Genomic DNA, 24,313 nt, shown 5'->3' with positions numbered 1-24,313 from the left:
CATGGGCGACCCCAAGGGTTTCCTCAAGATCACCGAGCGGGAGCTGCCCGCTCACCGCCCCGTGGACGTGCGGATCCAGGACTGGCGCGAGGTCTACGCCGACTTCGACCGCGGAACCGTCACCAAGCAGGCGTCGCGGTGCATGGACTGCGGCATCCCGTTCTGCCACAACGGGTGCCCCCTGGGCAACCTGATCCCGGAGTGGAACGACCTCGTCCACCGCCACGACTGGGGCGAGGCCATCGAGCGGCTGCACGCCACCAACAACTTCCCGGAGTTCACCGGGCGGCTGTGCCCGGCGCCGTGCGAGTCGGCGTGCGTTCTCGGCATCAACCAGCCGGCCGTGACCATCAAGAACGTCGAGGTGTCGATCATCGACCGCGCCTGGGAAGAAGGCTGGGTCCGCCCCCGCCCGCCCCGGGTGCGCACCGGCAGGAAGGTCGCCGTGGTCGGCTCCGGGCCCGCCGGGCTCGCCGCCGCCCAGCAGCTCACCCGCGCCGGGCACGACGTCACCGTCTTCGAGCGGGCCGACCGCATCGGCGGGCTGCTGCGGTACGGCATCCCCGAGTTCAAGATGGAGAAGCGGCACATCGACCGCCGGCTGGGCCAGATGTCGGCCGAGGGCACCGTGTTCCGCACCGGGGTCGAGATCGGCGTGGACGTCACCGTGGAGCGGCTGCGCGAGGAGCACGACGCCGTGCTGCTGGCCGGCGGCGCCACCGCCTGGCGCGACCTGCCGGTCCCGGGCCGCGAGCTGGACGGCGTCCACCAGGCCATGGAGTACCTGCCGCTGGCCAACCGGGTCCAGGAGGGCGACACCGACACCCCGGCCATCAGCGCCGAGGGCAAGCACGTCGTCGTCATCGGCGGCGGCGACACCGGCGCCGACTGCGTCGGCACCGCCCACCGGCAGGGCGCGGCGTCGGTCACCCAGCTGGAGATCATGCCGAAGCCGCCCAAGGAGCGGCCTGAGGGCCAGCCGTGGCCCACCATGCCGATGCTGTACAAGGTCACCAGCGCCCACGAGGAGGGCGGCAAGCGCCTGTACTCGGTGAACACCGTGGAGTTCCTGGGCGACGACCAGGGGCGCGTGCGCGCGCTCAAGCTCGTCGACGTCCAGCGGGGCCCCGCGGGCTTCGAGCCCGTCGAGGGCACCGAGCGGGAGATCCCGGCCCAGCTCATCACCCTCGCCATGGGCTTCGTCGGCCCGCAGAAGGAGGGGATGATCGAGCAGCTGGGCGTCGAGCTGGACGGGCGCGGCAACGTCGTGCGCGACGGCGACTACGCCACCACGGTCGAGGGCGTGTTCTGCGCCGGCGACATGGGGCGCGGCCAGTCGCTCATCGTCTGGGCGATCGCCGAGGGCCGCTCGGCCGCCGCCGGGGTCGACCGCTACCTCAGCGAGGGCGGGCACAGCGGCCTGCCCACGGCCATCCCGCCGACGGAGCGCCCGCTGGTGTAGCCGGGGGAACCTGAAACGGAGGGGCGGAGCCGAGTACTCCGCCCCTCACACGTATGGGCTGAGTACACATACTCACCCCCACCCGGGTATGTCGGCGGATGCCCCGGCGGGGTACCCCGGCTTAGCGTCTATGCCATGGGATACCGCCTGATCGCCGACATCGCGATGCTCCTCCACTTCGCCTTCCTGATCTACGTCATGTTCGGCGGGTTCCTCGCCTGGCGCCGGCCGGTCCTGTTCTGGCCGCACCTGGGCTTCGCCGCCTATGCGCTGGGAATCGTCACCGTCGGATGGACGTGCCCGCTCACCACGCTGGAGGATTGGGCGCGGGTGAGATCGGGCGGCGGGCCGCTGCGCGGCGGCTTCATCGACTACTACCTCACCGGTGTCATCTACCCCGCGGACCAGGTGATCACCGCGAGGTTCGTGATGGCCGCGGTGGTCGCGGTCTCCTGGGCGGGTGCCCTGGTGCTGTGGCGGCGCCGCCGCGCCCGCGTTAAGAAGGCGTGAGAATTGCCAGGTGGAAATAGCGGTAAATGTCGCTTGTTTCGACGTATGAACTTGGCAAAAACGGGTCACACGGTACAAATTACGCTTGCCGCCTACGTCGCACAGAGGCGTAACTTCGACATATGACCATGGTGACCTCGGAAGCCCTCCGCACCGCGGAGCACTTCATCTCGCGCAACGCACGGCTGATCGACCGCCACCGGTTCGCGTACCACTTCCAGAGCGGCCCCACCGGTCCGATCCACACGGCCCTGGAGTCCTACCGCAACATCGACGGCGGCTACGGCAACGGCCTCGAACCCGACATCCGCGGCCACGGCAGCCAGCCGGCCGCCGTGGAGTTCGCCCTGCGCTACCTGGACGAACTCGGCCCCCTCCCCAAGGCCCTCAGCGCCGGCATCTGCCGGTACCTGACCAGCGTGAGCCACCCCAACGGGGGCGTCCCCTGGGTGCTCCCCTCCGTGCGCCATACCGAAGCCGCACCCAGATGGCGCGCCGCCGACGACTTCGGCGGGGCCCTGCACCCCACCGCCGCCATCGCGGGCCTCCTGCACAAGCGCCACATCAGCGGGGCCTGGCGCGACCGCGCCACCGCCTTCTGCTGGACCCGCATCGGCGCCCTGCACTGGACCGACCCCGCCGAGGCGATCGCGGTGACCACGTTCCTCCAGCACGCGCCCGACCGCCGGCGCGCCGAGGCCGAGTTCGCCCGGCTCGCCCCGATGATCCGCGCCGTCATCGAACTCGACCCCGACGCCACCGGCCACGCGCACAAACCGCTCGACATCGCCACCGCGCCCGAGCTGATGGCCCGCCGGCTCTTCACCGACGCCGAGATCGCCAAACACCTCGACGCCCTGGAACGCCGCCAGCTCCCCGACGGCGGATGGGACGTCGAGGGCGACTGCTGGACCGACAGCGCCAGGGCCGACTGGCGCGGCATCCTCACGATCCACAACCTCCTCGTCCTACGCGCCTACGGCCGAGTAGCAAGCGGCCCCCCGGCCTGACCGGCCCGCACCGCCGGAACGCCGCCGACCGGGCGCACCCACGCCCCGTGCGCCCGGGACGCGTAACAGCGGCCCCCGTGGGCAGTGGGATCGGAACGGCTTCCGATATCGAGGAGGCCGGCCGCAGCGATACGGAGAGGGATGTGAACCCCATGGCCGCAGATCTCACCGGCAAGACCATCGCCTTCCTCGCCGCGCCCGAAGGGACCGAGCAGGTCGAGCTGATCGACCCCTGGCAGGCCGTGCGTGACGCCGGAGGGGAGGCGCGGCTCGTCTCGACCCGGGGCGGGCGGATCCAGATGTTCGACCACCTCGACCGGGCCGACACGTTCCCCGTCGACGACACCCTCGACGACGTCGAAGCCGCCGACTTCAGCGGGCTGATCCTGCCCGGCGGGGTCGCCAACCCCGACCACCTGCGCACCGACCCCCGCGCCGTGGCCTTCGTCAAAGGCTTCTTCGACACCGGAAAGCCCGTGGCCGCCATCTGCCACGCCCCGTGGACGCTCGTCGAGGCCGACGCGGTCGACGGCCGGCACATGACGTCCTACCCCAGTCTGGCCACCGACATCGCCAACGCCGGTGGCGAGTGGGTCGACGAGGAGGTCGTCGTCTGCCCCATGGGCCCCAACACCCTCGTCACGAGTCGCAAACCCGCTGACCTGCCCGCATTCGACCGGGCAGCAGTCGAGGCGTTCGCCAAGTAGCGGCCCCGCGTATGCCTGGTCGCAACCTGGTTTAGACCATTCCACCATCCACAAGCCCTAGAGTGTTAACCGTGACACGTCGAGCAAAAATCGTCGCGACCCTCGGTCCGGCCACGTCGAGTCCGGAGAGCATCCGCGAACTCGTCGACGCCGGGCTGGATGTGGCGCGACTCAACCTCAGCCACGGAACGCACGAAGACCACCGTTCCAACTACGAGCACGTCCGCGCGGCCGCCGAGGACAGCGGGCGCAGCGTGGGCATCCTCGCCGACCTCCAGGGCCCCAAGATCCGCCTCGGCACCTTCGCCGACGGCCCCGTCGAACTCGCGCCCGGCGACGAGTTCACCGTGACCATTGACGACGTCGTCGGCGACGCACACAAGGTGTCCACCACCTACAAGGGCCTCCCCGGCGACGTCCGCCCCGGCGACCGCGTGCTCATCGACGACGGCCGCGTCGTCCTCGAATGCACCAAGACCACCAGCACCGACGTCCAGACGCGCGTCGTCTTCGGCGGCCCGGTCTCCAACCACAAGGGGCTCAACCTCCCCGGCGTCTCGGTCAGCGTGCCCGCGCTCACCGACAAGGACGAGGAGGACCTGCGCTGGGCCCTCGCCCAGGGCGTCGACATGGTGGCGCTGTCGTTCGTGCGCAGCCCCGCCGACGCCGACGAAGTCCACCGCATCATGGACGAGATGGGCGTGCGCGTCCCGCTCATCGCCAAGATCGAGAAGCCACAGGCGGTCGAGCGCCTCCAGGACATCATCGAGGTGTTCGACGGCGTCATGGTCGCCCGCGGCGACCTCGGCGTCGAACTCCCGCTCGAGAACGTCCCGATGGTGCAGAAGCGCGCCATCGAGCGCTGCCGGGACAAGGCCAAGCCCGTCATCGTCGCCACCCAGATGCTGGAGTCGATGATCAGCTCGCCGCGGCCCACCCGCGCCGAGGCCTCCGACGTCGCCAACGCCGTCCTCGACGGCGCCGACGCCGTCATGCTCTCGGGCGAGACCAGCGTCGGCAGCTATCCCACCGAGACCGTGCGCACCATGGCGCGCATCGTCGCCGCGGCCGAGCAGGAATCACTGCGCGCGTCGCACATCCTCAACCGGGTCCCCGAGACCACGGGAGGGGCCATCGCCCGCGCCGCCGCCGAAGTCGGAGCCACCGTCGGCGCCAAGGCCCTGGTCGCGTTCACCATGTCCGGGGAGACCGCCCGGCGCCTGGCGCGCTACCGCTCGCCCATCCCGCTGCTGGCCTTCACCACCACCACGGCCACGCGCGCCCAGCTCTCCCTGACCTGGGGCGTCGAGACCCACTGCGTGCCCTGGGTCGACCACACCGACGAAATGGTCCGCCAGGTCGAAAGCCAGCTCCTCGAGCTGGGGATCTACCAGAAGGGTGACAAGATCGTCATCGTGGCGGGCAGCCCGCCCGGCACACCCGGCTCCACCAACTCACTGCGGGTCCACCGCATCGGCGACGCGATCGCCCACGGCAAGTGACACGTCCTCCAGGCCCCGAGCCCCGGGAAGCGCGCAAGCGCTGACCCGGGGAGGGGCCTCCTGACGGCCGCCCCCCGCGCGGGCCGCGTGCAGCGGCTACTGCGGCTGGGCGTTGGACACGCCGTTCTCATAGGGCACCCGCTCCAGGGGCATGTCCCACGGCAGCAGGTTCCACGGGCTCGCAGGGTCGCTGGTCAGCAGGCCCAGCGCGGTCCAGACCCGGTCCGACGCCGCATCATCGGACCCGCCCCCGTGCCACAGCAGGTAGCCGCCGTGGAACGCCTCGGCCAGCTGCTGCCAGCCCGCGTAGCGCCGTTGCAGATCGGTGGCCACCCGGCGCAAAAGGTTCTGGGTCTCGGCCTGGCTCAGCCAGTCCAGCGTGGCCCCGCCGCACGCCAGCCGGATCAAGTGCACCGACTTCCACCACTGGTAGGCGCCGATCACCACGGTCTCGTCGGCGGAATCGGCACCCGTGACCTCGCGCATCCGCGCCACCTGCGCGGGCGTCAGCAGCAGGGACGCCGTCTCAGCGCTTGCACCCCCGGTCGCGCGGCTGCGCGCCGTACCGGTGCGCAGGTCCACCACCAGGTCGGCGCTCTGCCCGGCGTGCAGCTCCGCCCAGAGCCGGTCGACGGTCGCCAGCAGCGACGCGCGGTCGGTGATCTCCCACTCCAGCGCGAAGACCTGCCGGTAGCGGCGGCGCAGCTGCGGACGCACGACGACGTCCCACGGCTCGGCGAGCGCGACCCGGAACGGTGCGGCGACCGCCGCCGCCCACCGTTCGGTGCTCAGCGGGCCGTCGGGGTCCTTGGTGCGCAGCGCCGGCGCCTCGCGCGCCCCGATGACGAGCTGGGCGAACGAGCCCCCCGCCAGCAGCAGGATCGGCAGGAACGCCCAGCCGGCCTCGCCGACGGCGACCAGGACCACGATCGCCAGAGCGAGGGGCGCCATCAGCCACGGGTCGCGCCGTTTGGCGCCCCAGGCCACGACCGCCCACGCAGCGATCGTCAGCACCCCGACGACCCCGGCCACCGCGGTGAGCACCCGACACCCCTTTCACCACGGGCGGCGACGGCGGGAACAGGTCACAAGAGACCGACGCCGCCACCGCCCGGAACACTCCCGGATTCCCAGCATCGGCGACCCCCGCCGTTCCCGGTGCCCAAACCCACGGGTTGTGCTCAGGTTGTAGCCGTGATGTGACCGCGGAGCCCGATGAGCTGCAATTGCGCCAACGAAAACCCGGCGATGAAGCGGGAAGGCCCGCGCGCGGGCGGAACCGGGGCCTCAGTACTTGGGCCCGATGAACTCATCGAGCAACGCGACGGAGGCTCGCTGGGCGACGGACACATTGTTGCGGCGGGTCATCTTCCACTCGATGCCGAGCTGGTCGAGATGGCGAGTGCAGATGCCGAGGATGTCCTGGGATTCGTTCGTGAAGAAGTAGCGCGGGTACTCGTAGTGCCGCCACTCACCCGCGATCTTGCGGCGGACAGGGTTGGTGAAGCGGCAGCCATCGGAGTGGAAGAGCCCCCGGAGCAGGGACCGAGGGTGACGGTGGGTTATGTCGTCCTGCCATGGGGCCAGCTCGATTCGCCGGGTGTGTTTCCTGCCGGGGCCGTGCTGCGGGAAGTAACAGGGCCAGTGCTTCCACTGGGCACTCACGTCTTTGCAGCCGATGCGATTTGTGACGTGGACGGGGTGTCCTGGCCGGAGCGACTTCAGGGCGTCAACACATTCGCTGATCAGCCCCGGCCAGGCGTCCGCGCAGGCGATGCGCATGGCCCAAACCCTTTTCTTGCGGTCACCCACGTAGCTGATGTATCCGTCCCCGAGGTAGAGGCCCAGCAGGTAGCTGTAGGCACCCTCTGGGTGGGGGAGACCAGGCAGGGGGTGGCAGCGAACGCAGTCGCCCGGGCCCTCGTACTTGTCGACCAGGTCACGGTTGCGTGCCCACTCGCGGAGGGCGGATCGATTGATGCGTGTGCGACGGCTGACCTCGCTGTAGGTCAAGCCCGAATCGAGTAGCGAGACCGCTTCGCGGCGGACATGTGGGGGGTACATGTCATAAGTGTCATGCAGGGAGATGCGCTAAGGCGATCGCATGTACGAATCTGTGGATGACGCCCTGATGCGGAAGTAGCGGGGTGGCGAATCAGGCGAACAGACGCGGTTCAGGTGCCCTGGGTGGGATTCGAACCCACACTGTATGTGGTTTGAGCACATCTTCTCTGCCGTTGGAATACCAGGGCTGTCGGTGAAGCCGCCCGGCGGTCGGACTCAATGTAACGAATAGCGACCGGGCCGCGTTACGCGTTGGATCCGTTCGGGTAGCCGATGCTCTGTATCCTAACGGATCTCGGTACCCTCATGTACGTGACGACGACGCAGAGCCGCGTGGTGATCGCGGAAGACGAGGCGCTGATCCGGCTGGACCTCAAGGAGATGCTGGAGGAGGACGGCTATGCCGTCGTCGGCGAGGCCGGCGATGGTGAGACCGCCATCCGGCTGGCCGCCGAGCACCGGCCCGACCTCGTCATCCTCGATATCAAGATGCCCGTCCTCGACGGGCTGTCCGCCGCCGAGCGCATTGCGGGGGAGAGAATCGCGCCCGTGGTCATCCTGACCGCGTTCTCCCAGCGCGAACTGGTCGAGCGCGCCCGCGACGCGGGGGCGATGGCCTACCTCGTGAAGCCGTTCAACAAGGCCGACCTCGTCCCGGCGATCGAGATGGCCGTGAGCCGCTACGCCGAGCTCGCCGCGCTTGAGGCCGAGGTGAGCGGGCTCCAGGAACGCTTGGAGACCCGCAAGCTCGTCGAGCGCGCCAAGGGGCTGCTCCAGAGTCGGCACGGCCTCAGCGAGCCCGAGGCGTTCCGCTGGATCCAGAAGAATTCGATGGACCGCCGCCTGACCATGCGCAAGGTCGCCGAGACCGTCGTCGAGACGCTGAGCGAGCCGCCCCAGCAGTAACCTTCCAGCAGCAGCCGTTCCACAGCCGTCCCAAGGGGCGGATGCCCCCGGACCCGCCGCCGATCGTCCGATCGGCGGCGGGTCCGGTTGTTGTTCCGCGTGACATCGTGTGGCTTCCCGTGGCTCTCGTGTGCGGTGCGTGGCCGACCGAGGCGCACCCGGGGCGCCGTCAACCAGCAAAATGTCCCGATTTAATCACAAATGCGCGCCCAGATGCACGAAGCAATGACGTTTGGGTCACGTGGCTTTAGGACTGCTGAAGGATCGGGGTAAACCGGGCTAAAGTTGCGCCATCAACCAGCAAACCGAGGTTTCGGGCGTTTCACCCTTCGCTCGGACCGTCGATTCTGAGATGCGCAAGGAGCGCGCGTGCGCACACGCCTCGTGACTGTGCTGCTCGCCGTGATCGCCGCCATCGTGGCGATCCCGGGGACCGCGGCAGCAGACGCCCCAGGCGGTGAGTCGCTCTTCGGCCAGATCCGGGTCCCCGATAGTGATGAAGGTGTCGAGGGCATCGACATCACCGTCACCCAGGGCGACGAGGAGATCGGCTCGGCGACCACCGACTCCGGCGGCGATTGGGAAGTGGAGGTCCCCGAAGCAGGGGACTACCACGTGGTCCTGGACCAGGAGTCCATACCCGAGGAATACGACCTGCTGGAGCGTCCCGCCGGCGCCGAGCGGGACGTGACGGTCCGGGCGGGCCAGCCGTTCGCCGTCGTCTACCGGCTCGCGCCGGCCGGACAGGGCGCCGTCGAGGAGTCGCCGAGCTCCTCCCCCTCCGAGGACGACGAGGAGGGCGGCGCCTCCGGCGACGACTCCGCGGGCGAAGAGGGCGTCGTCGAGGCGGTGCCGGGCGTGAGCGCCGGGACCCCCTTCGGTGAGCGCGCCGCACAGCTCGCGCTCGCGGGCGTCATCTTCGGCCTGATCATCGCGATCTCGTCGGTCGGCCTGTCCCTCATCTTCGGCACCACCAAGATGATCAACTTCGCCCACGGCGACATGGTCACCTTCGGCGCGATGATCGCGATGATGTTCTCGACGATGACGCTGTTCTCGTCGATCCACGAGGTGTTCGAGGGCATCCCCGTGCTCGGCCTGCTCGCCAACCCGCTGATCCTCGCCACCGTGGTGGCGGTGGTCTTCGGCGGCCTCCTGGGCCTGCTGCTGGAGCGGTTCCTCTGGCGCCCGCTGCGGCGCCGCAACGTCGCGCTCATCCAGATGTTCATCGTCACGATCGGCGTCTCGCTGATCCTGCGCCACCTGCTGCTGGTGACCTTCGGGGCGCGGCGCAACAAGTACGAGCAGTTCCGCATCCAGGAGATGTGGGACCTCGGACCGGTGTCGATCACCCCGCGCGACTTCGGCATCCTCGTCGTCTCGATCGCCGTCCTGGTGGTCGTGGCGAGCATGCTCCAGTTCACCCGCATCGGCAAGGCGATGCGCGCCGTCGCCGACAACCGCGACCTCGCCGAGTCGTCGGGCATCGACGTCAACCGGGTCACCCTCTACGTCTGGGGCCTGGGCGGCGCGCTCTCGGCGCTGGGCGGCGTGCTGCTCGGCCTCAACCAGACCGTGTACTGGCAGATGGGCTTCCACCTGCTGCTGCTGATGTTCGCCGGGGTGATCCTGGGCGGCCTGGGCACCGCCTACGGCGCAATGGTCGGCGGCCTGGCGATCGGCCTGATCGCCCAACTGTCGACGCTGTGGTTCTCGCCGCAGCTGATGAACGCCTGGGCGCTGGCGATCATGATCGTCGTGCTGCTGGTGCGGCCCCAGGGCATCCTGGGCCGTCGCGAACGGGTCGGCTAGGGGAGACACGACGATGGACATTCTCAACATCCTCGCCATGTCCCTGGAGACGGCGATCGGGCCGGTCGCGGCCGTCTACGTGCTCGCGGCGATCGGACTCAACCTGCACTTCGGCTACACCGGCCTGCTCAACTTCGGCCAGGTCGGCTTCATGCTCGTGGGCGCCTACGGCGTGGCAGTGTCGGTGACCACCTTCCAGCTCCCGCTGTGGGTCGGGCTGCTCGCCAGCATCGGCTGCGCGGCCGTCCTCGCCCTGCTGCTGGGCATCCCGACATTGCGGCTGCGCGCGGACTACCTGTCGATCGCGACCATCGCCGTCGCCGAGGTGCTGCGCCTGCTCTACCGCGCCGAGTTCGCCCGCCCGGTGACCGGCGGCGTGTACGGGCGCCAGAGCTTCGCCGACGGCTTCTATGACGCCAACCCGATCCCGCCGGGCTCCTACGGGCTCGGCGACGTCGACTTCTCGGCGAACCAGGCCTGGCTCATGCTGGTGGCCTGGGGCCTGGCGGCGTGCGCGCTGGCCGTGACCGCGCTGCTGATCCACAGCCCCTGGGGCCGCGTGATCAAGGGCATCCGCGAGGACGAGGACGCCGTGCGCAGCCTCGGCAAGAACGTCTTCGCCTACAAGATGCAGTCCCTGGTCCTCGGCGGCGTCTTCGGCGCCCTGGCCGGCGCGATGATCGCGCTGCACCAGCAGAACATCACCCCCGACCAGTTCATGCCGCAGGTGACGTTCTACCTGTGGGCGATGCTGCTACTCGGCGGGGCCGCCACCACCTGGGGCCCGGTGCTGGGCCCGGTGGTGATGTGGTTCCTGCTCACGGCGTTCGACGAGACGCTGCGGTCGCTGTCGTCGATGGGCGTCCTCGGCTTCCTCGGCAGCTCCGACATCGGAGCGCTGCGGCACGCGTTCGTCGGCATCGCGCTACTGCTGCTGATCGTCTACCGGCCGCAGGGGCTCATCGGAAACCGCAAGGAGATGCTGGTCAATGTCAAGTGACGCGAACGCCGCGGCCCCGGGCGCGCAGGCGCCCGTGGACCGCATGGCCGGGGTCGAGCCCGTTCCCGGCGTCGCCAAGCCCGACGCCATCCTGAAGGCCGACGGCGTCCGCCGCTCCTTCGGCGGGCTGACCGCCGTCGACGTCGACCACCTGGAGGTGCAGCGCGGCACCATCACCGCGCTCATCGGCCCCAACGGCGCGGGCAAGTCCACCCTGTTCAACCTGCTCACCGGGTTCGACCGGGTGGACAAGGGCACGTGGTCGTTCCAGGGCCGGGCGGTGAACGGCCTGAGCGGGCACAAGGTCGCCCGCCAGGGCATGGTCCGCACGTTCCAGCTGACCAAGGCCCTCACCCGCATGACGGTCCTCGACAACATGCTGCTCGCGGCGCCGGGTCAGTCCGGCGAGCGGTTCGCCGGCGCGTTCGCGCGCCCGGTGTGGCGCCGCCAGGAGTCGGTCAACCGTGAACGGGCGATGGACCTGCTCCGGCGGTTCAAGCTCGACGCCAAGCGCGACGACCTCGCGGGCAGCCTCTCCGGCGGGCAGCGCAAGCTGCTGGAGATGGCGCGCTCGCTCATGGTGAACCCGTCCATGGTGATGCTCGACGAGCCGATGGCCGGCGTGAACCCCGCGCTGGTGCAGTCGCTGCTGGGGCACATCACGTCCCTGCGCGACGAGGGGATGACCGTGCTCTTCGTGGAGCACGACATGGACGTGATCATGGGCATCAGCGACTGGATCGTGGTCCTGGCCGAGGGCCGCGTGATCGCCGAGGGCCGCCCGGCGGACATCCGCTCCAACACCCAGGTCATCGACGCCTACCTGGGCGCCCACCACGATGAGCCCGCCGGGACGGAGGAGACGTCATGAGCGACGACACCAGTGGTACGGGGGATACCGGGAGCACCCCGGCCCCCGCGAGCGCCCTCCAGGAGGCCCGGGAGGAGGTGCTCGAGCACGCCCACGCCGACGCCATCGGCGACCGGTCGCAGTACCTGCTGATCGCCGACGAGGTGAAGGCCGGCTACGTCCCCGAAGTGAACATCCTCAACGGGTGCACGCTGACCCTGCGCGAGGGCGAGGTCGTGGGCATCATCGGCCCCAATGGGGCCGGCAAGTCCACGCTGATCAAGACCATCTTCGGGCTGATCCAGGTGCGCGAGGGCGACATCACCCTGCGCGGCGAGAGCATCGCCAACCACAGCGCGCACGAGCTGGTGTCGAGCGGGGTCGGCTACGTCCCTCAGACCCAGAACGTGTTCCCGAGCCTCACGGTCGAGGAGAACCTCGAGATGGGCGTGTTCCTGCGCCCGAAGACCTTCCGGGACCGCCTGGCCGCCGTCGCGGAGCTGTTCCCGCTGCTGGAGAAGCGCCGCAAGCAGAAGGCGGGCGCACTGTCCGGCGGCGAACGGCAGATGGTCGCCATGGGGCGGGCGCTGATGATGGAGCCGTCGGTCCTGCTGCTGGACGAGCCGACCGCGGGGCTGTCCCCGATCTTCCAGGACGAGGTCTTCCAGCGGGTCAAGCAGATCAACTCCACCGGTGTCTCGGTCATCATGGTGGAGCAGAACGCGCGGCGCTGCCTCCAGATCTGCGACCGCGGGTACGTGCTCGACCAGGGCCGCAACGCCTACACCGGCAGCGGGCGCGACCTGCTCGATGACCCCAATGTCGTGGAGCTGTACCTGGGTACCCTCGCCAAGGCCGGCTGACCGGCGCAGGAACGCGAGCAAGCACGAAAATGGGGGGCCGCCCGGCTGGGCGGCCCCCCACTGCGTTTCCCTGGGGCTACTGCTACCTACTACCCGGTGACCGTGATGGCGTCCAGCTTGCTGTGCACGCCTTCGGCGTCGTAGCCGTAGATCTGGAAGGTCGCCGAGGTGACGTCGCCTTCGCTGTTGAAGTCGATCGGCCCGCTGACACCCTGGTAGTCGATGTCCTCGCCCTCGGCGATCAGGTCACGGCACTCGGCGAAGGTCGAGCACTCGGTGCCCTCCTTGGAGACCGCCTCGATCTCGTTGACGAACTCCGACGGCTCGGTGCTCCCGGCCTGCTCGGCGGCGAGCGCGGTGATGATCGTGCAGTCGAAGACCTGCCCGGCGAACTGGAGGACCTCCAGGTCCTCGTCGAAGGCGGTCAGGTCGTCCACGAACCCCTCGGCACCGGTGTCGGGCGCGGTGCCCTGGAAGCCCTCGATGGCGCCCGGGTCCTCGGCGTCGACCTTCTCGGCGAGGGTCTCGTCGTTCAGGCCGTCGGTGCCGTACATCTGGGCGGCTTCGACCCCGCCCTCGATGAGGCCGGTGATGATCTGCACGCCCTCCTCGAAGGAGACCAGGACGACCGCGTCGGCGTCGGCCCCGCTGATCTCGCCGACCACCGAGTCGAAGTTGCTGGAGTTGGGGTCGTAGCCCTCCTGGTAGACGACCTCGATCCCGTTCTCCTCCAGCGCGTCGGCCGCGGCGTTGGCCAGGCCCTCGCCGTAGTCGTCGGCGCGGTAGGTGATGGCGACCGACTGGTGGCCGTCGCTCGCGATCTTCTCCGCGAGGACCGGGCCCTGCATGTTGTCGCTGGGGGCGGTGCGCCAGTAGTAGCCGCTCTCGTCCTCCTCGGCGAGGCCGGGGGCCGTGTTGGAGCCGGAGCACTGGACGACCTCGGCGCCGGTGACGGTGTCCATCACGGCCTGGGTCATGCCGGAGGCGGCGGCGCCGATGATGATGTCGGCGTCCTGGTCGACGAGCCGGTTGGCGGCGTCGTTGGCCTGGGCGGCGTCGTTGGCCTCGTCACCGGCGAGGAAGTCGGGCAGTTCGGTGTCGAGGACGCCGCCGGCGGCGTTGATCTCCGAGAGGGCGTACTGCGCCGCGCTGATCTGCGGCGGGCCGAGGTGGGAGAGGTCGCCGGTCTCGGGGAGGATGTATCCGTACTGGAGGGGCTCGCCCTCCCCGCCGCCGCCGGTGTCGCCGCCACAGGCTGTCAATCCAAGGGCGATGGCCGCGGCCGTCGCGGTGAGGCTGAGGGCCTTCTTGCTCGGCATTGAGGTCTCTCCGTTCAACCGGCTCGGTAGCGCTGGAGGGCTCGGTAGCGCTGGGGGAATACGTCGCGGCGTGATGGCGTGCGAACGATGATCGCCCGCTTAACCACGTGCATTAGCGGAGCTTAATCCCCAACCATCATCATTCGGTAGATAGCGGGATATGTCGGTGCCGAGTCGGGTTCATGCCGTTATCTCTCCGTAGTCATTCTTTCCGGGAAAACACCAGCTCAGGAGGGTATCTAACAGACCGTCCGCCGTGAATTGCTCTTTGTGTTCACGGTGCGTGCGCGGCCGCGGCGCGCGGCCGATGTTGCCGTCGCGTTAAGCGCATCTTCATGGGGGCCGCCAGGAATTCCGGCGTTGCGCCGGGGCGGACGAGAAGCCCTCCGCTTCCGGCGGGCTCAGAACGCGGCGACCACCGCGGTGAGCACCGGCGCCACCAGCAGCGCGGGCAGCAGATCGGCGACCGGCAGCGAGCGGATCCGCAGCAGCCGCAGAGCCACGCCCACCAGCAGCAGCCCGCCGGTCGCCGTCAGGGCGTCGACCGACGCCTCCGGCAGGAAGTTGCCGAGGGCGACGCCGAGCACGGTGAACGCGCCCTGGTAGACCAGCACCGGCACCGCCGAGGCCATGACGCCGATGCCCAGCCCCGCCGCGAAGGCGATGGCGGCGAACCCGTCCAGCGTCGCCTTCAGCGCCAGCTGGTCGATCCCGTTGCCCAGCCCGTCGCTGATCGCCCCCAGGATCGCCAACGGGCCCACCACGAACACCAGCGACGAACTCACGAACCCCTCGACGAACCGGTGCGCGCCCTCCTGGGGCGCGGCGGTGCCCTCGGGCCCGCCGCCGGCGCCGACGGCCACCCGGGAGCGGGTGAAGAGGCGGCGCACCAGCCCGCCCAGGTCCGCCAGCCGGTCCTCCAGGCGCAGCAGGGACCCGGCGATGCCGCCGATCAGCAGCGAGGCGAGGACGATGAGCACCGGAGCCGAGCCGCCCACCGCCGCCACGAGGGCGGCCGACGTGACCTCCATGGCGCTCAGCGCCGCGACGAGCAGCGTGACCATGCCCAGTGCGACGGTGGTGATCTCGCGGGTGCGCTCCGGGAGCCGGTGCCCCAGGGCGAGGCCGATGCCCGCCCCGGCGACGATCGTCGCGACGTTGATGAGTGTCCCGATCCCGGGCATGGGCGTTTCCTCGGTCCCTCGGTCGATTCAGGCGGTTCGGTTCGGCGTCGCGGCTCAGGCGGTCGGTCCGGGGTTCCCGGCTCAGGCGTCCCGGCGCGGGGCGCGGCTCAGGCGTCGCGCAGCAGGCAGGTCAGCCGCGACGTGCACACGCGCTTGCCGTCGTCGTCGGTGATCTCGATGTCCCAGGTCGCCACCGTCCGGCCGCGGTGGACCGCTGTGGCGACCCCCGTGACGTGCCCCGAGGTGGCGCTGCGGTGGTGGGTGGCGTTGATCTCGATGCCGACCGCGATGCGCCCCTTGCCGGCGTGGATCGCCGAACCCACCGACCCCAGTGTCTCGGCCAGCACACAGGACGCCCCGCCGTGCAGCAGGCCGTAGGGCTGGGTGTTGCCCTCGACCGGGATGCGCCCCACCACCCGCTCGGCCGACGCCTCCAGGATCTCCAGCCCCATGCGCGTGCCCAGCCCGCCACCGGCGTCGGCGGTGCCCATGAGCTCGGCCAGTCCTTCGGCGTCCAGCGTCATCAGTGAACCTGCTCTCATCGGGTGGATCCCGGCGGCCGCCGGGCGCGGCGGGCGCGGCGTTCCGGCGGCGGGTGCCGGGCTCATCGGCCGGTCACACCGGCGTCGTCCGCCGGAGGACCGCGAAAAAGTCCGTACGGCATCCTAGGATTCCCATGTGGCGACGACACCAGTGACCCCCGAGCAGACCACCCCGTCCACCCCCGTGTCCGAAGGCGGCGCCGGCGGTCAGCGCCTGCTGCTCCTCGACGGCCACTCCATGGCCTTCCGGGCGTTCTTCGCGCTGCCCGTCGAGAAGTTCGGCACCAGCAGTGGGCAGTCCACGAACGCGGTCTACGGCTTCACCTCGATGCTGATCAAGCTGCTGCGCGATGAGCAGCCCACCCACATCGCCGTCGCCTGGGACCTGTCGGGCCCCACCTTCCGGCACGCGGCCTACGACGAGTACAAGGCCGGCCGCTCCGAGACCCCCGAGCAGTTCCCCTCGCAGGTGGGCCTCGTCCAGGAGCTGCTCATCCTCATGGGCGTGACCAGTGTCTCCGTCGAGGGCTTCGAGGCCGACGACGTCATCGCCACCCTGGCCTCGCGCGCCCGCGACCACGGGATGGAGGTGCTCATCGCCTCCGGCGACCGCGACGCCTTCCAGCTCGTCACCGATTCCTGCACGGTCCTCTACCCCGGCAAGAGCATCTCCGACCTCACCCGGATGACCCCGGACCGCGTCGAGGAGAAGTACGGGGTGCCGCCCGAGCGCTACCGCGACCTCGCCGCCCTGGTCGGCGAGAAGGCCGACAACCTGCCGGGCGTGCCTGGCGTGGGCCCCAAGACCGCCGCCAAGTGGATCACCAAGTACGGCTCCCTCGACGAACTCGTCGCCCACGTCGATGAGATCCCCGGCAAGGCCGGCCAGAACCTGCGCGACCACCTCGACTCCGTGCTGCGCAACCAGCAGCTCAACCGGCTCGACACCGAGGTCGGCATCGAACCCGAGGTCGCCGAGCTCACGCGGCGCGACGCCGACCGCGACGCCATCAACACCCTCTTCGACGACCTGGAGTTCGCCTCCACCCTGCGCGACCGCCTGTTCTCGGTGCTGCCCGAGGCCACGGGCGCCCCCGCGTCGGCGGCCCCCGAGGAGGGATTCGCCGTCGACCTCACCGTCCCCGGCACCGGCGAACTCGCCGCGTGGCTGGCGGACGCCGCATCCGGCCCCGAACGCACCGGCCTCGCGGTCGACGGGCGATGGGGCCGGGGCACCGGCGAGATCACCGCCTTGGCGATCGCGACCCACTCGGGCGCGGCCGCCTACATCGACCCCTCGCGGCTCGACCCCGGCGACGAAGCCGCCCTCGCCGCCTGGCTGGCCGACCCCGCCCGCCTCAAGGCGCTGCACGACTCCAAGGGCCCGCTGCTGGCCATGACCGCCCACGGCTGGGAGCTCCACGGCGTCACCAGCGACACCGCGCTCGCCGCCTACCTCGTGCAGCCCGGGGCCCGCAAGTTCGAACTCGCCGACCTGTGCCGCCGCTACCTCGGCCGCGAACTCGCCGAGCCGCAGGGCGACGGCGCGCAGCTTACCCTCGACATCACCGGCGAGGGCGACGACGACTCCGCGGCGCGCCAGGACCTCGCCCTGCGCGCCCGCGCCACCCTCGACCTCGCCGACGGCCTCGACACCCACCTCGACAAGCGCGGCGGGCGGCAACTGCTCCACGAGGTCGAACTGCCCCTCGTGCGGGTGCTCGCCGCCATGGAGCGCACCGGCATCGCCGCCGACCGCGCCTACCTCGACGGCCTCGAGGCCGAGTTCGCCGCGGCCCAGCGCCAGGCGGTCGACGAAGCCCACCGGGTCGTGGGCCGCGAGTTCAACCTCGGCTCGCCCAAGCAGTTGCAGCAGATCCTCTTCACGGAGCTGGACCTGCCCAAGACGAAGAAGATCAAGACCGGGTACACCACCGACGCCGACGCGCTGGCGTGGCTGGCCGAACGCACCGAGAACGAACTCCCCGTCATCCTGCTCCGCCACCGCGACCAGACCCGGCTGCGGACCACGGTCGAGGGCCTGATCAAGACCATCGCCGACGACGGCCGCATCCACACCACCTACAACCAGACCGTGGCGGCCACGGGCCGCCTCAGCTCGACCGAGCCCAACCTCCAGAACATCCCCGTGCGGACCGACGCCGGGCGGCGCATCCGGCGCGCGTTCGTCGTGGGGGAGGGCTACGACCAGCTGCTCACCGCCGACTACAGCCAGATCGAACTGCGCATCATGGCGCACCTGTCGGAGGACGCCGCGCTGATCGAGGCCTTCCAGACCGGGCACGACTTCCACGCCGAGATCGCGGCGCGCGTGTTCAAGACCGGCATCGACGAGGTCGACGGCGAGGCCCGCGCCCGTATCAAGGCCATGAACTACGGGCTGGCCTACGGGCTGAGCGCCTACGGGCTCTCCCAGCAGCTCGGGATCACCCCCGAGGAGGCCAAGGGCCTCATGGAGGACTTCTTCGCCCAGTTCGGGGGCGTCCGCGACTACCTCCAGGACATCGTCAAGCAGGCCCGGCGCGACGGCTACACCGAGACCATGCTCGGGCGCCGGCGCTACCTGCCCGACCTCACCAGCGACAACCGGCAGCGGCGCGAGATGGCCGAGCGCATGGCGCTGAACGCACCCATCCAGGGGTCGGCGGCCGACATCATCAAGGTCGCCATGCTCAACGTCGACGCCGGCCTGCGCGAGTCGGGGCATACCGCCCGCGTCCTGCTCCAGGTCCACGACGAACTCGTGCTGGAGGTGCCCTCCGACGAGATCGATCCGGTACGCAAACTGGTGTCGGATCGGATGGCGAGCGCCTATGATCTGCGTGTGCCGCTGGCCGTGTCGGTCGGCCTCGGGCGCGATTGGCACGACGCCGCGCACTGATCGGCCGGGCGACGAGCGGCGGAGCGACGAGCGGCCGCGGCGCCGCCGGAATAGGCGGGGGCGGACGGTCGTTGCGGGTGCCGGGACCGGAATCCCGGCCAGAATTCGGGACCAGAATCCGGGACCGGGAGCCGGGACAGCACGCAAGGACCGAGGACACGGAACCGGTCAAGGGGCCCGGAGAATCACCGAGGGGGAGGAGCCGGAGATGCCGACGCGTTCATCACGCGGATGTGTCCGCCTCTTCCTGCCCGAGGACGAGCTGGGCTGGCGCTTCTCGCGTTCCGGAGGCCCCGGTGGCCAGCACGTCAACACCTCCGATACCCGCGTATCGCTCTCCCTGGACCTCGCAGCCACCTCGATGCTCACCGACGACCAGCGCGCACGCGCGCTCCAGCGCCTCCGGACCCGGCTGGTCGACGGCGTGCTCACCGTGACCGTCAGCGACCACCGCTCGCAGGCCCGCAACCGCGACCTCGCCCGTCAGCGGATGACCGAGCTCATCTCCGAGGCCGTCGCACCGGGGCCGCGGACGCGCCGGGCCACCAAGCCGAGCCGGGGAGCGCGCGAACGGCGGCTCGACGGCAAGCGTCGCCGGTCCGACCTCAAGCGTTCGCGATCGCGCCGCTTCGACGACTGATTCACGATTTCCGGACGGTTCCGATGATGGATATCCTTGGGGACCCGGGCGGCCTCCCCGCAGATTCCGTGCCGAGCCCGCCGCCCGACCCACTGCCGGTCCATCCGTCGGACCCACTGCCGGATCCACGATCGAATCGATGACCGCGCCGCGACACGCGGCACCGGATCCTCCGTTGAATGCAGGCTCAACCCCCTTACCGTAGGAGGGCGACCCCGGAGTAGGATGCGTCGAAGCCGGCCCTGGTCGCTTTGGCTGTGCGGATTCCGATTGACCTAGACGCCCGGGTCTCATATTCTGGCCGGAGCGTTGTGGACTCGCGTGCGCAACTCGACCCTGGAACCGTGCCGGGTGTGGCAGACTGCCCCGCTACCTCGACCGGCTGTCTTTTGTCGGGTGGGCGCGGCGATCCGGTCGGTACTTCGGATACTCCGAGGGCACGCCGCGATGTCGTTATCTCGGCGCCCGCTCTGTGATCCGGATGGCCCGCCGTCGTTCGCTCGACTCCGCGGCGCGCCAATTTCCATCCATCCGTGTCCGGAGTCCACCCACACATGACGAGCAGCACCGAGGCCACCTCGACACCCCAGGTAGCGGTCAACGACATCGGGTCCGAGGAAGCCTTCCTCGCAGCGATCGACGAGACCATCAAGTACTTCAACGACGGTGACATTGTCGAGGGCACCATCGTGAAGGTCGATCGAGATGAGGTCTTGCTCGACATCGGTTACAAGACCGAGGGTGTGATCCCCTCGCGTGAGCTGTCGATCAAGCACGACGTCGACCCCGGCGAAGTCGTGACCGTCGGCGACCACGTCGAGGCCCTGGTCCTCCAGAAGGAGGACAAGGAAGGCCGCCTCATCCTGTCCAAGAAGCGCGCGCAGTACGAGCGCGCCTGGGGCACGATCGAGAAGATCAAGGAAGAGGACGGCGTCGTCACCGGCACCGTGATCGAGGTCGTCAAGGGCGGCCTCATCCTCGACATCGGCCTGCGCGGCTTCCTCCCCGCCTCCCTGGTGGAGATGCGTCGCGTCCGCGACCTCCAGCCCTACGTCGGCCGGGAACTCGAAGCCAAGATCATCGAGCTCGACAAGAACCGCAACAACGTGGTCCTGTCGCGCCGCGCCTGGCTCGAGCAGACCCAGTCGGAGGTCCGCCAGACCTTCCTCAACACCCTCCAGAAGGGTCAGATCCGCAAGGGCGTCGTCTCCTCCATCGTCAACTTCGGCGCCTTCGTCGACCTCGGTGGGGTCGACGGTCTGGTCCACGTGTCGGAGCTTTCCTGGAAGCACATCGACCACCCGAGCGAGGTCGTGGAGGTCGGCCAGGAGGTCACCGTCGAGGTCCTCGACGTCGACATGGAGCGCGAGCGCGTCTCCCTGTCCCTCAAGGCCACGCAGGAAGACCCCTGGCAGCAGTTCGCCCGTACGCACCAGATCGGGCAGGTCGTCCCCGGCAAGGTCACCAAGCTCGTTCCCTTCGGCGCGTTCGTCCGCGTCGAGGAGGGCATCGAGGGCCTGGTCCACATCTCCGAGCTGGCCGAGCGCCACGTGGAGATCCCGGAGCAGGTCGTCCAGGTGGGCACCGAGATCTTCGTCAAGATCATCGACATCGACCTCGACCGCCGGCGCATCAGCCTCTCGCTGAAGCAGGCGAACGAGAGCGTCTCGCCCGACCAGGTCGACTTCGACCCGACCCTGTACGGCATGGCCGCCGACTACGACGAGCAGGGCAACTACAAGTACCCCGAGGGCTTCGACCCCGACAGCGGCGAGTGGCTCGAAGGCTTCGAGGCCGAGCGTGAGGAGTGGGAGCAGCAGTACGCTCTCGCCCAGGCCCGGTTCGAGGCGCACCGCAAGCAGGTCGAGGAGGCCCAGGCCGCCGAGGCCGAGGCCGCTGCGGAGCCGCCGTTCGAGAGCGAGGCGGCGTCGACCGCGGGTTCCGGCTCTGCTTCCGGCTCCGGTGGCGGCAACGCCGACTCCGGCTCCACGGGCGGTGCCCTCGCCTCCGACGAGGCGCTGGCCGCGCTGCGCGAGAAGCTCGCGGGCGGCGGGGAGTAGCCTCCCCTCCACCGCACGGCGGTGCGACCGGCCCTGGCCGGTCGGCCGCCGGTCCGGGCGCGAATCGCTGAGGGCCGCTCCCCGAAAGGGGGGCGGCCCTTCGCTATGGTCGGCAGGGACGGGCCTCGCGGCCACCGTCGCCATGCGCTGCCCTGCGCTGCCCTGCGCCGCTATGCACTGCCATGTGCTGCCATGGGCGACTGGGGCGGCGGCCAGGGGACAGGGACACGGGCCACGGGGATATAGGGACACGGGCCACGACCGGAGCCGGAGCCGCCATGAGCAGGACGCTGCACATCGCCCCCGCCGAGGCCGCCGACATCGGTGAGATCTGGACCGTGCAGCGGGCCGCCTACCTGGACGAGGCCCAGGCGTACGGCGACCCCTACATAGCCCCCCTCACCGAGACGCAAGAGCAGGTCACCGGCCACATCTCGGCCGGGTTTCCGCTGCTCAAGGCCGTATCCGGTGCCCGGATCGTCGGCACCGTGCGCGGGCGCAGCACCGGCCCCACGTTCCTGGTGAACCGCCTCGCGGTCGTTCCCGACCAGCGTCGCAAGGGGATCGCCCGCGCCTTGCTGACCGCCATGGAGGAGCATGTCGTGGCGCACTTCCCCGAGGTGCGCGCCCTGGCGCTGTTCGCCGGCCAGTCGGGCGGCGACGACCTGAGGCTGTACCGGTCGCTGGGGTACGTGGAGACCAGCCGCGAGCGCATCGCCGACCATCTGACGACGGTCCACCTGCGTCGGCAGCTTCCCGAACCGGCGGCACCGGTGTAGGACGCGGGCGGCGTGCGGCCGGAGGCACCGGTGTATGACGCCGGCGCGTGCGGCCGGTGGGGCCGGGGGAGCGTAGGGTCTGTCCCATGTTGCGTGTGGGACTCACCGGGGGAATCGGCTCCGGGAAGAGCGCTGTGTCGCGGCGGCTCGCCGAGCACGGCGCGGTGGTCGTCGACGCCGACCGGATCGCCCGCGAGGTCGTCGAACCCGGAACCCCGGCCTTGGCGGAGATCGTCGCGGAGTTCGGCGACGGCGTTCTGACGCGCGAAGGGGCGCTGGACCGGCCACGGCTGGGCGAGATCGTGTTCTCCGACGACGCCAAGCTGGCCCGGCTGAACGCCATCGTGCACCCGCGGGTGGCGGAACGCACCGAAGAGCTGATGTCCGCCGCCCCGAACGGGTCGGTCGTCGTCTACGACGTCCCGTTGCTGGTGGAGAACGGCCTGGGCCCGCTCTACGACCTGGTGATCGTGGTCGACGCCCCGGAGGATGTCCGCATCGAGCGCCTGCGCGAGGGCCGCAAAATGCCCGTCGACCAGTCCCGCGCCCGCATAGCGGCCCAGGCCACCCGCGAGGACCGCCTCGCCGCGGCCGACATCGTCATCGACAACTCCGGAACCGAAGCCGATCTGGACCGCCGGGTCGAGGAGGTATGGACCGACCTTGAGCGCCGGGCCGGTGAAGCCCGCACCGAGGGGCCCGATTCGCCTGCCAGGTGACCGCGTGGCCGCGTGGCCGGTGGTTGGTGTTACGGCGGGCGGCGACGGCGGGTGGGGGTTCGGGGTGGCGCGGACCGGTCCGGGTGGTCGCGGGGTTGCCGTTCAAGCGGGCAGCGACGGTGAGCAGTGGGCCCCGCTCGGCGGTCGGGTGGCCGGTGTGCGTGGGGGTGCGGGCCGGGGCGGCTCCGGCGGGTGGTGGGTGGAAGGGCCGCAGCCGGGCGGCGGCGTCCCGGTGGGCCCTGGTGGGGGTGCCGCCCGTGCCCGGGTTTGCGCCTGATCAGCACGAACCACCCAGAGAAACCATGAAATGACTCCTTGTGTTGCGAACAGGTGTTCGATAGAATGAGGTCATGAGCACTCCCCCCACCACCGCCCTCCGCGAGGAGGTGACCACCGACCAGCCCGAACCGCTGGCCGGTGGCCTTATGCCGGAGTGGATGCTCACCCTCGACACCGCCACCCTCACCGGCGACGAACAGCTCGACCTCATCGTCCGCGCCGAGACCTGCAAGCGGTGGCTGGAGGCCTTCCAGCTCGACGCCATGGCCACCTTCGCCCGCACCCGGGAGAAGGAAGCCCCGCCCGCCCTGCAGGTCTCCGCCGAGGAGGACGCCGCCGCCGAGATCGGCTGCGAACTCGGCATCCCGCCCGGCCTGGCCTACGCCCGCCTCACCCACGCCCAGCGCCTGGGTGAGACCTTCCCCGCCGTGCGTGAGGCGTTGGTGGTAGGCGACATCGACGAGTACCGCACCCGCGTGATCTGCGAGGCCGCCCCCGAGGACTGGGACCCCGCCACCACCGCCGCCTACGCCACCCGCATGCTCCACAAGATGGGCGACAAGTCCGGCCGCGCGCTGACCAACCTCGCCAAGAAGACCGTCGCGGAACTCGACCCCGCCAAGGCCGAGGAGCGCAAAGCCCGCACCATCGCCCACCGCCAGCTCCGTGTGGACCACGGCGACACCCACCACTTCGGCACCGGCTCGGTCGAGATCACCGACATCGACACCACCGACGCCCTCGCCGTCGAGCAGCGCATCGGCGCCATCGCCCGCGCCCTGCGCGCCGATGCCCCCGGCGCTCAGAACACGGACCACTGGACCAAGACGGTCACCCAGGACCAGATCCGCGCCGACATCGCCGTGGGCCTGCTGCTGGGGCGCCTGCCCCTCACCCTGGGGCTGGAGATCCCGGCCGATGCCGCCGAGCACGGCGTCGAGGACACCGGAGCAGAACACGCCGAGCAGGCCGCGAGTGCCTCGGCCGCCCGGTGCGCCGCCTGCGGCCGCACCCCCGGCCAGGCGCAGGGCGAGGACCAGGACCGGGGTCGGGGGCAGGTGGTCATCCCCGGGATGGCGGCCCCGAACCCGGCACCGTTCTCGCCGGTGGGGAAGCTGCACGTGATCATCCCGCTGTCGGCGCTGCCCACGGAGATGGGCGGGAGCGAGTCGCGGAGCCTGGGGGAGATCCCGGGGCACGGGC

Annotated in this window: 21 protein-coding genes and 1 tRNA gene; 16 read left to right on the top strand and 6 right to left on the bottom strand. The window is 70.2% G+C overall.

Going from position 1 to position 24,313, the window contains the following annotated elements:
- The first annotated feature begins 1 nt into the window (after position 1).
- From ACFOVU_RS21790 to pyk, 5 genes are all read left to right on the top strand, one after another.
- Entirely contained in the window at positions 2-1,462 is a 1,461-nt protein-coding gene (locus ACFOVU_RS21790; protein ID WP_378536531.1) for a glutamate synthase subunit beta, read from the top strand.
- 135 nt (positions 1,463-1,597) lie between these two features.
- On the top strand, positions 1,598-1,972 hold the full coding sequence (locus ACFOVU_RS21785) for a DUF2784 domain-containing protein (protein ID WP_378536530.1): 375 nt from the start codon (positions 1,598-1,600) through the stop codon (positions 1,970-1,972).
- A gap of 122 nt (positions 1,973-2,094) precedes the next feature.
- Positions 2,095-2,982, top strand: coding sequence for a prenyltransferase (locus ACFOVU_RS21780; protein ID WP_378536528.1), 888 nt, complete (start codon positions 2,095-2,097; stop codon positions 2,980-2,982).
- A gap of 152 nt (positions 2,983-3,134) precedes the next feature.
- Complete coding sequence (locus tag ACFOVU_RS21775; RefSeq protein WP_378536526.1) at positions 3,135-3,689, top strand: type 1 glutamine amidotransferase domain-containing protein; 555 nt, start codon at positions 3,135-3,137, stop codon at positions 3,687-3,689.
- Between the two features lie 71 nt (positions 3,690-3,760).
- A complete protein-coding gene (gene pyk / locus ACFOVU_RS21770) occupies positions 3,761-5,191 on the top strand; it encodes a pyruvate kinase (protein WP_378536525.1) in 1,431 nt (476 codons plus the stop codon).
- 96 nt (positions 5,192-5,287) lie between these two features.
- Here pyk and ACFOVU_RS21765 read toward each other — a convergent pair whose 3' ends face one another.
- The 3 genes from ACFOVU_RS21765 to ACFOVU_RS21755 form a co-directional block, all read right to left on the bottom strand.
- Complete coding sequence (locus ACFOVU_RS21765; RefSeq protein WP_378536523.1) at positions 5,288-6,235, bottom strand: DUF1266 domain-containing protein; 948 nt, start codon at positions 6,233-6,235, stop codon at positions 5,288-5,290.
- A 243-nt stretch (positions 6,236-6,478) separates the two neighbouring features.
- On the bottom strand, positions 6,479-7,204 hold the full coding sequence (locus tag ACFOVU_RS21760; RefSeq protein WP_378536522.1) for a transcriptional regulator: 726 nt from the start codon (positions 7,202-7,204) through the stop codon (positions 6,479-6,481).
- A gap of 166 nt (positions 7,205-7,370) precedes the next feature.
- Positions 7,371-7,443: transfer RNA gene (locus ACFOVU_RS21755), tRNA-Leu, on the bottom strand.
- Between the two features lie 145 nt (positions 7,444-7,588).
- Between ACFOVU_RS21755 and ACFOVU_RS21750 the strand changes: the two genes are divergently transcribed.
- The 5 genes from ACFOVU_RS21750 (at position 7,589) to ACFOVU_RS21730 (ending at position 12,686) form a co-directional block, all read left to right on the top strand.
- Positions 7,589-8,161: an ANTAR domain-containing response regulator gene (locus tag ACFOVU_RS21750; protein ID WP_378536781.1), complete on the top strand. Its 573-nt coding sequence runs from the start codon at positions 7,589-7,591 to the stop codon at positions 8,159-8,161.
- Positions 8,162-8,530: 369 nt separating this feature from the next.
- Positions 8,531-9,973, top strand: a complete 1,443-nt coding sequence (locus ACFOVU_RS21745) for a branched-chain amino acid ABC transporter permease (protein WP_378536520.1) — start codon at positions 8,531-8,533, stop codon at positions 9,971-9,973.
- Positions 9,974-9,986: 13 nt separating this feature from the next.
- Entirely contained in the window at positions 9,987-10,973 is a 987-nt protein-coding gene (locus ACFOVU_RS21740) for a branched-chain amino acid ABC transporter permease (RefSeq protein ID WP_378536519.1), read from the top strand.
- Entirely contained in the window at positions 10,963-11,844 is an 882-nt protein-coding gene (locus ACFOVU_RS21735) for an ABC transporter ATP-binding protein (protein WP_378536517.1), read from the top strand. The genes ACFOVU_RS21740 and ACFOVU_RS21735 overlap by 11 nt, the downstream gene beginning before the upstream one ends.
- Entirely contained in the window at positions 11,841-12,686 is an 846-nt protein-coding gene (locus tag ACFOVU_RS21730) for an ABC transporter ATP-binding protein (RefSeq protein ID WP_378536515.1), read from the top strand. Before ACFOVU_RS21735 ends, ACFOVU_RS21730 begins: the two co-directional genes overlap by 4 nt.
- A gap of 89 nt (positions 12,687-12,775) precedes the next feature.
- Here ACFOVU_RS21730 and ACFOVU_RS21725 read toward each other — a convergent pair whose 3' ends face one another.
- The 3 genes from ACFOVU_RS21725 to ACFOVU_RS21715 form a co-directional block, all read right to left on the bottom strand.
- Positions 12,776-14,005, bottom strand: coding sequence for an ABC transporter substrate-binding protein (locus ACFOVU_RS21725; RefSeq protein WP_378536513.1), 1,230 nt, complete (start codon positions 14,003-14,005; stop codon positions 12,776-12,778).
- A 401-nt stretch (positions 14,006-14,406) separates the two neighbouring features.
- A complete protein-coding gene (locus ACFOVU_RS21720) occupies positions 14,407-15,189 on the bottom strand; it encodes a DUF554 domain-containing protein (protein WP_378536511.1) in 783 nt (260 codons plus the stop codon).
- A 107-nt stretch (positions 15,190-15,296) separates the two neighbouring features.
- The gene (locus ACFOVU_RS21715) at positions 15,297-15,713 is read right to left on the bottom strand and encodes a PaaI family thioesterase (RefSeq protein WP_378536779.1); all 417 of its coding nucleotides are present in this window, start codon (positions 15,711-15,713) and stop codon (positions 15,297-15,299) included.
- 154 nt (positions 15,714-15,867) lie between these two features.
- Between ACFOVU_RS21715 and polA the strand changes: the two genes are divergently transcribed.
- From polA to ACFOVU_RS21685, 6 genes are all read left to right on the top strand, one after another.
- The gene (polA, locus tag ACFOVU_RS21710; protein WP_378536509.1) at positions 15,868-18,633 is read left to right on the top strand and encodes a DNA polymerase I; all 2,766 of its coding nucleotides are present in this window, start codon (positions 15,868-15,870) and stop codon (positions 18,631-18,633) included.
- 208 nt (positions 18,634-18,841) lie between these two features.
- Positions 18,842-19,273, top strand: a complete 432-nt coding sequence (gene arfB, locus ACFOVU_RS21705; RefSeq protein ID WP_378536507.1) for an alternative ribosome rescue aminoacyl-tRNA hydrolase ArfB — start codon at positions 18,842-18,844, stop codon at positions 19,271-19,273.
- Between the two features lie 554 nt (positions 19,274-19,827).
- Positions 19,828-21,333 (top strand): 30S ribosomal protein S1, encoded by a 1,506-nt coding sequence (rpsA, locus tag ACFOVU_RS21700; protein WP_378536505.1) that lies wholly within the window; start codon positions 19,828-19,830, stop codon positions 21,331-21,333.
- Positions 21,334-21,611: 278 nt separating this feature from the next.
- Complete coding sequence (locus ACFOVU_RS21695) at positions 21,612-22,112, top strand: GNAT family N-acetyltransferase (RefSeq protein ID WP_378536503.1); 501 nt, start codon at positions 21,612-21,614, stop codon at positions 22,110-22,112.
- 86 nt (positions 22,113-22,198) lie between these two features.
- Positions 22,199-22,831 (top strand): dephospho-CoA kinase, encoded by a 633-nt coding sequence (gene coaE, locus ACFOVU_RS21690; protein ID WP_378536501.1) that lies wholly within the window; start codon positions 22,199-22,201, stop codon positions 22,829-22,831.
- 350 nt (positions 22,832-23,181) lie between these two features.
- Positions 23,182-24,313, top strand: a 1,132-nt coding sequence (locus ACFOVU_RS21685) for a DUF222 domain-containing protein (protein ID WP_378536499.1), incomplete at its 3' end; no start/stop codon positions are given.

Source organism: Nocardiopsis sediminis (assembly GCF_042650565.1).
Lineage (GTDB): Bacteria > Actinomycetota > Actinomycetes > Streptosporangiales > Streptosporangiaceae > Nocardiopsis_B > Nocardiopsis_B sediminis.
This window is presented reverse-complemented; position numbering and strand designations above follow the sequence as displayed.